Here is a 13,117-nt window from a genome sequence, read left to right as displayed (position 1 = left end):
TAAATGCCCGCAGTGCAACGAAAAATTACAAGTTCACAGTGATGCGTTATGCGCTACAAAAACATGCTCCCAATGTCACTACAAAGAAGAGAGCTATGGCTCTCTCGGTGTGCGTATTGTCTATGACACCACAAAATGATAAAAGACGCATGCCTGCTTATTGTATCATGATCTCTGAACTCCCGGGATGACTATATAGAATTATTTTCATAATAAATACTCTTCTTATATTGATTGCAAAAAAAACGGTGCAGAACGATTTATTCGTTCTGCACCGTTTTTTCTTTTATTTTTCAGAGACGGACTGCACTACCTTACTGCTCAAATCTTATTTTGTTTTGAAGCTGAGGAATCCATCATCTACCGCAACCGTTGTACCATTCACTGCACTGGCAGCGTCACTGAACAGGAAGGCTACAACACTCGCAACTTTCTCCGGTTGAATGAGCTCTCCGCGCATATGTTGGGTGGCAAGCGCATCTTTCATCGCTCTGTCATCACCCAAAATCGGTGTCTCAATAAAGCCTGGCGCTACACCAACCACACGAATGCCATGCTCGGCAAGTTCCAAAGCACCGGATTTGGACATCATCACGACAGCTGCCTTGGCTGCATTGTAGTTAAAGCTTCCCACCGCAGCAATACTTCCATAGATCGAAGCTGTATTTACGATGGTGCCTTGTACATTCAGTTCAACCATTTTTTTGGCGCCATAATACATGCCGTAATACACACTGTGTTGGTCAACATCGATTACTCTGTGATAGGATTCCGGGTCCATCTCCAGAAATGGCTTCACAAGTCCAATGCCCGCGTTGTTGAAAATACCGCTCAATGTTCCGTATTTCTCTACGGTCCAGTCGATCAGGGCTTTGATCTCGTCTCCTTTAGACACGTCCACTTTGTATGCTCCGGCTGTGCCACCACCTGCTTCAATCTCAGATGCAAGCTTTTTGGCACCCTCTTCGTTATAGTCTGCTACAACAATCGTTGCACCCAGATCCGAAAGCTGAAGCGCTGTTTCTTTACCAATACCACTCGCTCCGCCGGTGATAATGATTACTTTTCCATTTTGTTCAGACATAACGTAGGTCTCCTTTGATAAGAACATATTGTCATATCGTGCACACAAATCCATTACATAGTCTTGCTAGTGTGAAGCTAAATATTCATCTGACTCGGATGCAGGGTCAAATTTTTCCTTACTCATAAACCAAGCAGCCAATAGAGCAATAACGGCCGGAATGATGGCCCAGGCAAACGTATGAACGATGGATGAGGACAATGCTTCTGTAATCTTATCCAACATTGGCGCAGGAATATCAGCACGAGTGTCCGGTTTTAGGACTAAGCTAGGATCACTCAGATTCACGCCACCACCCTGCTCACTACCATTACTATTTCCAAAGAAGGAAACCAATTTACTTGCAAATACGTGACTCTGTACGATACCAAATACCGTAATTCCCAACGTCATACCGAGTTCCCTATTGAAGTTAAGGGTTGAGCTGGCAGAACCGCGCTGTCTTGCTGAGAAACCGTGAATGGCTGCATTGCTCAATACAGAGAACGAAGACCCAATGCCCAGACCAACCAGAATCATGAAAATGGTCACCATAAATCGGGAGGAATCCGTCGTTAACGTTGTCAGCAAGGCGATACCAATGACCAGCAGCGCAAGTGTGGGTAACATGATGGAGCGGTATCTGAGCTTGGTAAGCATGGCTCCTCCACCCGCAGCTGTTACAACTGATCCAAGCATCATCGGCAGCAGAACCAGACCGGAGTTGGTAGCTGATCCACCAAGTACGCCCTGAATATAAATGGGGATATAGATGGAAGCTGTAATAAAGGCTGCACCGCTAAATATAGCCATTAGATTACTCGTGGAATACAGCCGGTTTTTGAACATGCTGAATGTAATAATTGGTTCTGCCACACGCCGCTCTATGAACACAAATGCAGTTATCAGCACGGCGAACGAGGCAAACAAACCCACGATCATACTGGAATTCCAGGCATATTCCTTGCCTCCAAGTTCAAGTGCAAACATGAGACACACGATGGAAGCTACCAGTGTGAATGCGCCAAAATAGTCAATTTTCTGTTTGGAATGCTCTACGGATTCTTTATAGAAGAATGCAATCATGACAAAGGCGATCAGACCAAGTGGCAGGTTGATATAGAAAATCCAGGACCAATGAATGTAATCAGTGAGATAGGCTCCGAGAAGTGGTCCGAAAATACTGGATAAACCAAAGACTGCACCAAATAGTCCCCCCACTTTACCCCGTTTGTCTGCGGGAACGACATCGAACATAATGGTAAATGCGATCGGCATCAACGCTCCGCCGCCGATTCCTTGAATCGCACGATAAATGCTGAGCTGAATGATAGAATCCGCTGTCCCGCACAATGCAGAACCAATCATAAATACAATGATTCCAAAAATGAAAAATCGCTTGCGGCCATACATATCCGATAGTTTACCGAAGATCGGCATACCCGCCATCTCCGCAACCATATAGGCAGAGGTGACCCACATTAATTTATCAAATCCGCCAAGATCACCCACAATGGTACCAATTGCAGTGGCTACGATGGTGTTATCCATCGAAGCCATGAGAATGGCAAGCAGCAAGCCTGCAAGAATAACGCCTAATTTATTGCTTTTTACCATGATTATTTTTCCCCTTATCCATTCTGATTAAAGCCCCTCGGCTAATATACGCTTCAAAAATTGTCCTGTATGGGAGGCTCTGACCTCCGCCACCTGCTCCGGCGTGCCTTCGGCTACTAGCTCACCACCCGCTGCGCCACCTTCTGGGCCAATGTCAATAACCCAATCGGATTCCCGAATCAATTCCAGACTGTGCTCTACAACGACAACGGTATTCCCCGACTCAACCAGCTTATCCAGCAAAATATGGAGTTGCTTGATGTCTGACGGATGAAGGCCGGTTGTTGGCTCATCCAATAGATAGAGCGTGTGTTTTTTGGTCTTTTTACTCAGCTCTTTTGCCAGCCTGATCCGTTGACCCTCACCGCCTGACAATGTTTTGACGGATTGCCCCCATTGGAGATAACCAAGTCCAACTTCACACAACATCTCGACGAGATCGGCGATTTTGGTCTGACTTTTCAGGACAGGCAGACTTTCGGCTACTGACATATTCAGTACATCGGATATCGAGAATCCTTCGTATTGAACCTGTAACACCTCATCCATGAATCGTCTGCCCTTACAGTCATGACAAGTTACCTCCAGATCAGGCAGGAAGTTCATGTCCACAGACAACACTCCCAGGCCTTGACAGGTTTCACAGCGCCCTCCGGGTGTATTGAACGAGAAATGCTTCGCAGTAAGCTTTCGTGCCTTGGCATCTGGCAAACCAGCGAACAGTTGGCGCAGGTGCGTAAATACATCTGTGTAGGTGGCAACATTCGACCGTTGCATTCTGCCCATTGGCGTTTGGTCAAAAATAACGATATCACCTACGTTCTCCAACCCTGTTATCTCTTCACAACCTGATGGTTTCTGAAGTGATTCCATTCCCTGTGCGAGGATATCAAATACAAGCGTAGATTTGCCTGACCCTGAAACACCCGTTACGGAGATCAGCGTGCCTAATGGAAAAGATACAACCGGAATATCAATGTTGCGCAAATGCGCTCCCCGAATGGCAAGATGCTGCCCCGTACCTGTTCTTCGGTTATAAGAAGGACTAGCCACAGATTCATTTCTCAGATAAGCTCCCGTAACCGAAAGCTCACTTGCCATTAAATCCTCCAGGCTCCCTTCACCAACAACCATCCCTCCATTGACTCCAGCACCAGGTCCAATGTCGATCACATGATCAGCAGCACGCATCATCTCAATATCGTGTTCAATGACGAGGATCGTATTGCCCAGATCACGAAGCTCCTGAAGTACGCGAATCAGGCCAATGGTATCTTTCGGATGAAGCCCTGTCGTCGGTTCGTCCAGAATATACAATACGCCCGTTAAACCAGAGCCTAGAAGCGATGCAAGTCGTAATCGCTGAGCTTCACCACCAGATAAAGTTACGGTCTGACGATCCATGGAGAGATAGCCAAGTCCAACATCCATAATGCGTTTCAACTTGGTGGGCAGATCATGAAGGATTGGATCAAGCAGGTGATGTGCCTCGGGTGAGATCACTTCTTGTAGGCCTACCGTCCATTCCAGCACTTTACTGAATGACCAGTTGGTTACGTCGGAGATGGATGCGCCAGCTACGCTTACCAAAAGAATTTCTTTTTTCAAACGAGCACCCTGACATTCAGGACACTGCTGTTGATGAAAAAAACGTCCGTCTTTTTCCGTTCCGCCACCTTCTCCTTCCTTTTCTTTATATCGTCTCCACAATCCGGGGATCACACCTTCGAACTTGGTTCCCTGAATGGGCTTGATATTAGGGTAATGCTGCTTAAACGCTTCGCTCTCGACGCCGTAGTACAGCAAATCGCGCTCGATTTCACCAAGGTCCTTCAATGGACGATCCGGATCGAATCCGAATCCAAAATGCTGTCCAGCTGCAACCAGAATTCGGATCTGGATATCCCGATGCACACCATTTAACGAAGCAACACCTCCATCCCGCACACTAAGCTCAGGATTGAATACAGCCGCTTCGTTGATTGATGCCACATGACCAAGCCCACTACATACATCACAAGCACCCTCCGGTTTGTTGAACGAAAAGTGTGACATGCCCAACTTCTCAAGCACGGCATTGCAATGTGGACAATGTATAGTCTGATGACCCATGTATTCGTCTTCCTCGGTTAAATGACCAGCCGCTTCCCACGATGGTGATATGGTGCCATTACAGGATGGACATATACGCTCCCCAAGTCTGGAAAAAATGAAACGAACGTAAGTGTAAATGTCTGTCACTGTTCCTACTGTTGAGCGTGGATTCCGATTAGTAATGTGCTGTCCTACGCTGATGGATGGAGAAAGACCTGTGATGGACTCCACTTTCGGTTTGCTGATCGAATCCGATGTTAATCCCATCGATTCCATGTATTGTCTCTGGCATTCTCGCTGAAGGGTATCCATTGCCAGCGTGGATTTGCCGGAGCCGGACGGTCCCGTTAGAACCACCAACTTATACTTCGGAATCGAAAGTGAAATATTCTTTAGGTTGTTCTCCCGTGCTCCTTTAATCATCATTGTTTCTCTCAAAATCGATCGTCCCCTTTGCAAATAAGTACAGAGTTCGTTAAAATAAGTTTAAATTAATCATACGTCAATCTAGTATCTCCAAAATTTATTATCTCGTTAATCTAATATCTCGATAATCAAGATATATGTCATCTTAAGAGGAGGGTTATCTTTTGTCAAGAGAACATCAACAACAACCTACCGAATTACAGGAGAATTTTACGTTGCGAATGCGGAGCCTGGGTACCCGAACCGTTTTATATCAGCAGCATGTGGCTGCCTCTTTGGGCTTGTACAATAACGATTTCATATCCGTGGATATCCTGCGCGAGAAAGGTCCAATCACTGCAGGTGAACTGTCAAAACTTACCGGTCTGGCCACCGGAAGTGTTACGACATTAATTGACAGGCTTGAGAAGAACGGCTTTGTCCGTCGAGAAAATGACCCCAATGACCGCCGTAAAGTCATCATTGTGCCTTTGTACGAAAACAAGGAAGAAGTCAGCAGCACCTACCTCACCCTTCATGCAGCTATGGTTAATCTGGCTTCCACATACACAGAGGAAGAGCTGGAGCTTATTACAGGGTTCCTAAGTAAAGCAGGAAATGTTCTGGATGGACAGATTGAAGATCTAAGCTCCAAAATCCGTGGCAAATCATCATCGTGATCCATGTTTATATTTTGTAAAAAATGTGAGTTATATTAGAAAAACAAAAAGGACGATATCCGCAAGTGATCAAAATCACTCCGGTATATCGTCCTTTTTGGGGATGAAGCCGCTTTATACTCAAGGCATTTCCTGGTTTAAATCTTAATTGGCCTCGATTCCAAGACCGCTTAACGGATCTTTTAAACCATTAATATTGGTGATCAATTCAGGAATACCTGTCTTCTCCCAGTTTTCTGCCGTAAAACCCTGCTCTGCAAGCGTGTTCTCAAATTGACCCACAACTTCGGTTAATTGATTGTTGTAACTGACCAGATTTTCATGAATGCTTTCCCCTATCGCTGGTGCTGTCAGCTGAGAGAATTCGCTGGCTTCTGCCTGAATTTGATCTATTTTCTCCTGGACCTGAGTTGTTATTTCAGGGTTACTCACCGCTCCTGATGCGAGTTCTTGCAGATCGGCTCCGGCGTTCGATACTTGCTCTATATAATCAGTAGCCCCACTAACGTAATTCAAACTTTGATTCGCTTGTTCTACAACGGAACAGGCCGATATCACAAGAATACTTGACGCAATGAGGCCTGCCATCATTAATGTATGCTTTCTTTTCCGTTTAATCATGACCATCTCCCCTTCTTCAACTTGAAGTGTTTCTTCCAGATTTATGATAACTGCTCCGTATGCTTCATTGCAAATGGGTCTACATTCAGCGTTATTAACATGTATAATAAAGGAATCATACGGTAAAGGGATGTCATGAATATGCTTCAGGCCTTAAATGTACGCTTGAACCGCATCATGCCACTGATTACTCCAATCAGCATTATTATTGGCGTTCTTTGCGGGAGTCTTCTTTCTTCTTATACCTTTTTGTCGCCATGGCTTTTTGCATTCATGACGTTTGCGGGAAGCATCAGTCTCGGGATACGGGATTTTGTGAACGTGCTGAAGAAGCCTTTTCCACTGTTCGTTTGTCTGTTTATTCTGCACCTGGCGATGCCTCTGATTGCTCTTGGCATGGGTCACCTGGTCTTCCCAACGGATGCCTACACGATAACGGGCCTTGTTCTGGCTGCCGTTATTCCGACAGGTGTGAGCAGCTTTATCTGGGTCAGTATCTATCGGGGCAATATCGCTCTGACGCTGTCGATTATCCTGATTGACACCATGCTTGCTCCTTTCGTGGTACCCGGCGTATTATCCTTGCTGATTGGCACTAGCGTATCGTTGGATATAGCAGCCATGATGAGCAGTCTGTTCTGGATGATCGTTGTTCCCTCCTTGCTCGGGATGCTTTTGAATGAATGGACCAAAGGGGCCATTGTTCCAGTCTGGGGGCCTAGACTGAATCCGTTCTCCAAATTGTTCATGGCAGCGGTTGTCGCGATTAATGGCTCTGTTGTTGCGCCCTATTTAGCTGACTTTAACTGGCAGCTCGCTGGTCTAGCAGCCATCATTATTTTTCTGGCCTCATTTGGCTATGCTCTAAGTTACTTCGTTGCCCGATTACTCGGTTGGAATGAAGCCGATCAGGTCGCACTTGTATTCAACGGAGGCATGCGCAATATTAGTGCGGGAGCGGTGCTTGCCGTATCGTATTTCCCTCCACCGGTTGCCGTCCCGGTTGTACTCGGCATGGTATTCCAGCAGATGTTGGCCTCGCTTGCAGGATATCTGCTTGGCCGCCGCTCGCAGACTCTTCACAATGCTGATAAGACGTCCGCAGCCTAGTACAAAATAAACAAATCAAAAACGCCGACAGTATTGTCGGCGTTTTTTTGATTAAACTTTATCAAGCTACGTATTCATAAACCTAGTAATCCGAGAGCGAAATTCCAGTTCCAATGATAAGTACGAACACTAGAATATACACAACAATTCCGATCGCTGCCCACAGCAACGCTGCTTTGGCATAATTGGCTTTCGAAGGATTGGAATCTCCAAATGCCCATACAAACAACATAATAATGTTTACAAGCGGAATCATCATAAGGAACAACGTGAGCATCCAACTACCGAAACTTACTGGCTGTGGTCCTGGCTTATGTACTCTTTGACTAGACACTTCTGACATAATATTTCTTCCTCCTTTCTCCTTCATTTCAATTGCTACCTGCTAAGACAATCTACTTCTACTTTATAAATAAAAGTTTGCCGTTAATAAAAATACCGGAAATCTCATGAATTTACAATGTAATATTTACCATATTAGTTTCGACATAAATTTTTTATAATATATCCTGATTCTGTATAACACAAAGGACCTGCAATAAGTGACACTTATGATTAAAGTGCCTACCCTGCAGATCCCCATTCACTCTATTTCTCTTTTCCTCACACTAATTCACAAGGTATCACAACGATTTCAAAAAGCCCACGATTCTGGAGGCAATTCTTTCATGTCCGGCCTGGTTGGGATGGAGCCCATCCGGTACACCATTATCACCTGTAAAATATAATTCTTTGTGGATTGGCAATAATGGCTGGATTCCAGCAATGTTCCACAGATCACAGACCGGGATGGAGTACAACGACGCGACCTCTCTAATCGCAGCGACATAGTCACTGTATATCCGTCTGGTTACCGTATTGGGCAGGTCTTCTGGGACAGCTTCACTTGATCCATGGGGCGGAGTAAGAAACACGATCAGCTTGGTTGGATAGCGCTGGATCAACTCTTCTGCTATATGTTTAAGCGCCCCATAAAAGGTATCCTTCGAATTGGGCGAAGTACTGATATCGCCAAATGCCGTCATACCACTGGAGAAGTCATTTCTTCCGCCCATGAAAAAGATAACATCCGCTTCCGCGTGCATCTGCCCAATGCGATTACACATCGGTTCAAACCCTCCGTCCGCCACACTGCTTCCGGAAATGCCATGATTCTCATGGGATTGAAATCCCAATGCGCTGCAAACCAGCTCCGGATACGGATGTTCCCCTTCCTGAAGTCCATATCCGAAAGTTATGCTGTCTCCCAGAAAAACAGCCTTTTGCCCTTCATAGGATGATGATTGTGACGACATGAGCAGATCCCTTCTTCCCTTGTAACAGATATGTATAGTAACGATGTCATCCAAATACCGAAGCAAAACGGCCTTTCCAGCCTTTCATCGTTCGCTACACTATTGTAACAAAAGTTTTCGTGCCACACGATACCGAGACAATCTTAATAGAGAAGAAGATCAGCATCTATCGCTCTACGTTCCAGGCATTCTCCACTAAAATATTACCTTGTTACATCACGCACGGTGCTGTTCCTCGCCTGGATGATGTCTCCAGTGGAAGCCATTGGTGTATCACCTGCTACGGTATGCGCCAGCATTCCGGCTGTCGCAGCAAAAGAGATTGTCTCCGCTGGCATCCACCCCTCCAGTTCACCATACATGATGCCGCTCGCAAACGCATCGCCCGCGCCGATCCGGTCATAAACAGAAAAGGTCAGCGGCTCGGAATAAGCGAACACCCCTTCCTTGAACATATAGCCCTGTAGGCAGTGTCGGTTATCGCTGTATATGGTACGATGCGTTCCAGCAAGGCTACGCACGCCATACCGTTCGGCAACCAGGGGAATGAGCTCAGTCAGTTGCTCTTCCCTTTGTACTTTGTCCGTATTTAACCCCAGAATATGAAGAGCATCCCGCTCATTCATCAGGACGATATCTGACAAATGCAACATTTCCTCATAATGCGGCTTCGCCATGGCATAACCCTGATCCCCCCATAAAGCAGGACGATAATTACAATCAAAAACAACTGTGCCGCCTTGTTCTTTGACCACCTGTGCCAATTGTTTCATCGCCAGTCTCACCGAATCATTCATCGCCAGCGTGATTCCGCAGAAATGAATAGCGTCCATGCCTGATGCAACTGCCGCAAAGGGATACGTGCCTTCAGGCGCAATATTAAAGCTGCTCTCCAGCCGGTTAGAGTAAGTCACCCGTCCAGGTCTGGCCCCATAACCATTCTCCAGAAAGTACATCCCGATATACTGCCCTCCGCGACGCACATATTCGGTGCTCAGGCCCAGTCCGCGCAAATAGGATTCGGCGGCATCACCCAACGGATTGACCGGAAGCCTCGACACCAGCAGGCCTGCATATCCGTAACGTGTCATCGCCGACACTACATTGACCCCACTGCCCGAAAAGGAGTATTTCAGCCGATTACTCTGAATCAACAGATCATGTCCCGGAACTTCAAGTCGCATCATGACTTCGCCAAAAGCCCCTACGCGTTTAACCATACTTCTTCGCCAGCGACTTCATTGATGCATATAACGACTGCACATCACTTACAATGGTCAGACCCTCCTGATCAATAATGGAGGAATACACATGTGGAATAACCTGCGGAACCCCCGCCTCCAGTGCGATTTCGAGAATGGCTTCAAAATTATCCATATCGATGCCACCGGTAGGCTCCAACGCAAAGTCCGCTTCTGCACACGCTTTCGCTACCACTCGCAGTTCCTCTTCCCGCTTCAGACCCTGCATCGGGAAATACTTCAGTGCATTGCCACCCATATCCCGTACCAATGCAATGGCCGCGTGTACAGGCACGACGGCAAGCTTGGATTGGGCAGCGCTCACTGGACCCGTCGAAATATTGACAAAGCCCGGCTGACCAGTCGGGGAGACGAGGCTGTTAATCCAGTTGTCCCGGTCCCCGAGATTCGCTCGGGTAGCGCCAACTGCCGGAAATACCTGATTGATATGACTGCCCGGAAAATACTTTACGATTTCGGCGACGACAGCAGCCTGTCGATTGTCTCCGGCACCTAGTCCAATTGAAACGGCATTGTCAATTTCCCGCCCATAGGCTTCCATCGCTTCCACCGCTTCAGCCACAGTGGCATAATCCTTGGAAAGAACGCCGACAAGAACATGGCCCTCAGCCGCATCAAAAACCTCTTTTGCATTCGTAATGTCCTTGGCGAGCACATTCAAAGCCACCCGATTGTTATAAAATCGTTTTGCAATCTCAGACATTTCCTTCTCCTCCTGTCAATTGTCGAATTCGATCTTCAATGACCCGCATGTCATCCCCCATCAACGGACGGGGGTCGATATCGAAATAACCTTGCCTTACGCCATAATCACGAGTATAAATGGCGATAGGACCGCCTCTTAGCTCCTCATTAAGCTGTTTGGCACTGATCCCCGCCTTCGCTTCGTCGACCTGGATGCGCCCCCTGTAAATCGCTCGGCCCGCTTCGTCCTGGACAATCGATACCTGAATCCCGGCTATCTGATTGAGTGACATTAACTCCTGCAAGGAAGCCCTTTCCTGCTCACTATGGTCAGCTTTGACTGCATATTCATCCAAAGCCTGAAGCAGGCCAAACGTAGTTTCTTTACCTACTTTCATGCTGCGCCCGATCCCGTGAAGCTGAACCTTCAACCATTCGATATAGGTTCGTTTACCTGCCACAATGCCGGAAGTTGGGCCTTCAATGGCCTTGGAGCCGCTGTATATGGCTAAATCCGAATACTTCACATATTTGTGCAGGTCCTCTTCCGCAGCCGCATCGACAATGAGGGGTATCTCACACTTCTGGGCAACCTGCCAGGCTTCCTCTACGGAAATCATGTTTTTCTGTACCGCATGATGGGATTTGACGTATAGGATCGCAGCCGTTTTGTCGGAAACCGCATCCGCGATATGCTCCGCCCGACCTTCATTGGCATATCCGGCTTCGATCAGCTTCCCACCACCAAGGTAAATCATCGTCTCCACGGGAGCTCCGTATTGTACATTGTGGCCTTTCAACATAACAATTTCATTGTTCGTAATGACTTCCTGATGTAGCTTCAAACTTGCGTGGCGGTTGCCCTTTGTTACCATGGCAGCTACGGCGAGCGCGATGCCACTAGAAGCGGAATTGACAACAACGGCCGCTTCGGCACCGATTAGACGGGATACATAGTCCCCTGATTTGTCTACAAGATCTGCGATCTCCACATAACTCTGCCCGCCTTGCTTCATGGCATCCATGACTGTGTCCGTCGGTGCAGATACGCCGAGGATACTCATCCGGCCGCTGGCGTTGATAACACGTTTCAGTCCATATTTAACATTCAATGAATTGGTCACCCACAATCACTCCTTTTACTTCAATTTGACGGCTGCCTACCTTATTTACTCCCTCGGAGTCCACAAGTGTTACAGGCTTGTCTACCACTTTAAAAAGTGTCAAATTGGCTTCATCACCTGCCTGAATCCTCCCCAGCTGCGGTCTGCCCAGCCACTCTGCTGCCCGTAAGGTCACCCGATCTATCGTCTCGCTCAACGAGTAGCCAATGGCCAGAAACTTACTTAACAGATTAGCCATGCTGTAGACCGGACCGTTCAGACGATTGCCCCTGTAAATATCCGTACTGATCGTATCCGGGTCAATGCCATGCTTCTTGGCAGCTTCTGCAACCTGAAATGAAAAACTCGCAGTCCCATGTCCCACATCCAAATGCACACCGCGCTTGATGGCATCGTTCAATACATCCAGCGGCGCGCCTCTATCATCGAACAGATTATTGTTTTTTCCATTCAAATAGTGAGTGACCACATCACCACCCTGTAAGAGCGGCATGACCTCACGAATATCAGGTGGGGCTGATCCAATGTGAACCATAAGCGGCAGGCCTGTTTCCTGCGAAAACTCTCTTGCCAAATACAGTGGGCGCAGTCCGCTTTCGCCAACCACACTCCCACTGATTCTTGCTTTTAATCCCACGATGAATTCAGAATATGCCCGGGTAGCCTGTAACAACTTGTCCCGATCAATCCAGTCCAGATTCGACAATTCGTCAGTACGCAGTAAGCCGAGGCAAGATATGTTCAAAAAGGCAAACACCCGGGTAGCCGCCTTATGAGTGCTTATCGCCAGATCGCCAATTCGATCAGCACCGCAGCTGCCTGCGTCCACAATCGTAGTAACGCCCTGTTTTACACCGATTTCATCAATGTCGTCCCCATAAGGATCAAACTCTGGAAAAGCATGCACATGCATGTCGATCCATCCGCTGGATATGTAAGCTCCAGGCGATTCCCATATCCGATCTCCGTTTTCCGTTCCACCAGGAGCGACCTTCACAATCCTGCCTTCATTGATAACCACATCCACCTCTTCACCGCTTGTAAGACGGACTCGACGCAATACCAGCTGACCGTCCATCACAATCCCCTTCCTGTTCTGGAATATTGGATTCACATGTTCCTGCTTCATATGTATTGATATGAAAATACCCCTCTGTTCAAC

At 47.2% G+C, this 13,117-nt stretch carries 12 protein-coding genes; 2 read left to right on the top strand and 10 right to left on the bottom strand.

From position 1 onward, the window contains the following. Positions 1 to 328: 328 nt before the first annotated feature. The 3 genes from BLS14_RS03795 to uvrA all read right to left on the bottom strand — a co-directional run bounded on the left by BLS14_RS03795 (position 329) and on the right by uvrA (position 5,200). A complete protein-coding gene (locus BLS14_RS03795; protein WP_063563536.1) occupies positions 329 to 1,084 on the bottom strand; it encodes an SDR family NAD(P)-dependent oxidoreductase in 756 nt (251 codons plus the stop codon). Positions 1,085 to 1,150: 66 nt separating this feature from the next. Continuing rightward, positions 1,151 to 2,680 carry an MDR family MFS transporter gene (locus BLS14_RS03790; protein WP_063563535.1) on the bottom strand — a complete coding sequence of 510 codons (1,530 nt, stop codon included), beginning with the start codon at positions 2,678 to 2,680 and terminating at the stop codon, positions 1,151 to 1,153. 27 nt (positions 2,681 to 2,707) lie between these two features. Beyond that, a complete protein-coding gene (gene uvrA / locus BLS14_RS03785) occupies positions 2,708 to 5,200 on the bottom strand; it encodes an excinuclease ABC subunit UvrA (protein ID WP_371121283.1) in 2,493 nt (830 codons plus the stop codon). A 221-nt stretch (positions 5,201 to 5,421) separates the two neighbouring features. Here uvrA and BLS14_RS03780 point away from each other — a divergent pair, with 221 nt between their 5' ends. Beyond that, positions 5,422 to 5,859: a MarR family winged helix-turn-helix transcriptional regulator gene (locus BLS14_RS03780; protein WP_170867822.1), complete on the top strand. Its 438-nt coding sequence runs from the start codon at positions 5,422 to 5,424 to the stop codon at positions 5,857 to 5,859. Between the two features lie 144 nt (positions 5,860 to 6,003). Here the strand turns inward: BLS14_RS03780 and BLS14_RS03775 are convergent, their stop codons facing one another. Next, positions 6,004 to 6,480: a DUF6376 family protein gene (locus BLS14_RS03775; protein WP_072732655.1), complete on the bottom strand. Its 477-nt coding sequence runs from the start codon at positions 6,478 to 6,480 to the stop codon at positions 6,004 to 6,006. Positions 6,481 to 6,621: 141 nt separating this feature from the next. Here BLS14_RS03775 and BLS14_RS03770 point away from each other — a divergent pair, with 141 nt between their 5' ends. Then, positions 6,622 to 7,590, top strand: coding sequence for a bile acid:sodium symporter family protein (locus BLS14_RS03770; protein WP_063563531.1), 969 nt, complete (start codon positions 6,622 to 6,624; stop codon positions 7,588 to 7,590). A gap of 82 nt (positions 7,591 to 7,672) precedes the next feature. Here the strand turns inward: BLS14_RS03770 and BLS14_RS03765 are convergent, their stop codons facing one another. From BLS14_RS03765 to BLS14_RS03740, 6 genes are all read right to left on the bottom strand, one after another. After that, a complete protein-coding gene (locus BLS14_RS03765) occupies positions 7,673 to 7,933 on the bottom strand; it encodes a hypothetical protein (RefSeq protein WP_256336136.1) in 261 nt (86 codons plus the stop codon). A 280-nt stretch (positions 7,934 to 8,213) separates the two neighbouring features. After that, entirely contained in the window at positions 8,214 to 8,885 is a 672-nt protein-coding gene (locus BLS14_RS03760) for an SGNH/GDSL hydrolase family protein (RefSeq protein WP_063563530.1), read from the bottom strand. A gap of 203 nt (positions 8,886 to 9,088) precedes the next feature. Continuing rightward, positions 9,089 to 10,105 carry a sugar kinase gene (locus tag BLS14_RS03755; protein WP_090949603.1) on the bottom strand — a complete coding sequence of 339 codons (1,017 nt, stop codon included), beginning with the start codon at positions 10,103 to 10,105 and terminating at the stop codon, positions 9,089 to 9,091. Beyond that, positions 10,098 to 10,850, bottom strand: coding sequence for a 2-dehydro-3-deoxy-phosphogluconate aldolase (locus BLS14_RS03750; protein WP_090949601.1), 753 nt, complete (start codon positions 10,848 to 10,850; stop codon positions 10,098 to 10,100). The genes BLS14_RS03755 and BLS14_RS03750 overlap by 8 nt, the downstream gene beginning before the upstream one ends. Further along, positions 10,843 to 11,955 carry a DgaE family pyridoxal phosphate-dependent ammonia lyase gene (locus BLS14_RS03745; RefSeq protein WP_090949599.1) on the bottom strand — a complete coding sequence of 371 codons (1,113 nt, stop codon included), beginning with the start codon at positions 11,953 to 11,955 and terminating at the stop codon, positions 10,843 to 10,845. The genes BLS14_RS03750 and BLS14_RS03745 overlap by 8 nt, the downstream gene beginning before the upstream one ends. Beyond that, entirely contained in the window at positions 11,933 to 13,033 is a 1,101-nt protein-coding gene (locus BLS14_RS03740; protein ID WP_090950197.1) for an amidohydrolase/deacetylase family metallohydrolase, read from the bottom strand. The genes BLS14_RS03745 and BLS14_RS03740 overlap by 23 nt, the downstream gene beginning before the upstream one ends. Positions 13,034 to 13,117: the final 84 nt, after the last annotated feature.

The organism is Paenibacillus sp. OK060 (genome assembly GCF_900101205.1).
Taxonomy (GTDB): Bacteria; Bacillota; Bacilli; order Paenibacillales; family Paenibacillaceae; genus Paenibacillus; species Paenibacillus marchantiae.
This window is presented reverse-complemented; position numbering and strand designations above follow the sequence as displayed.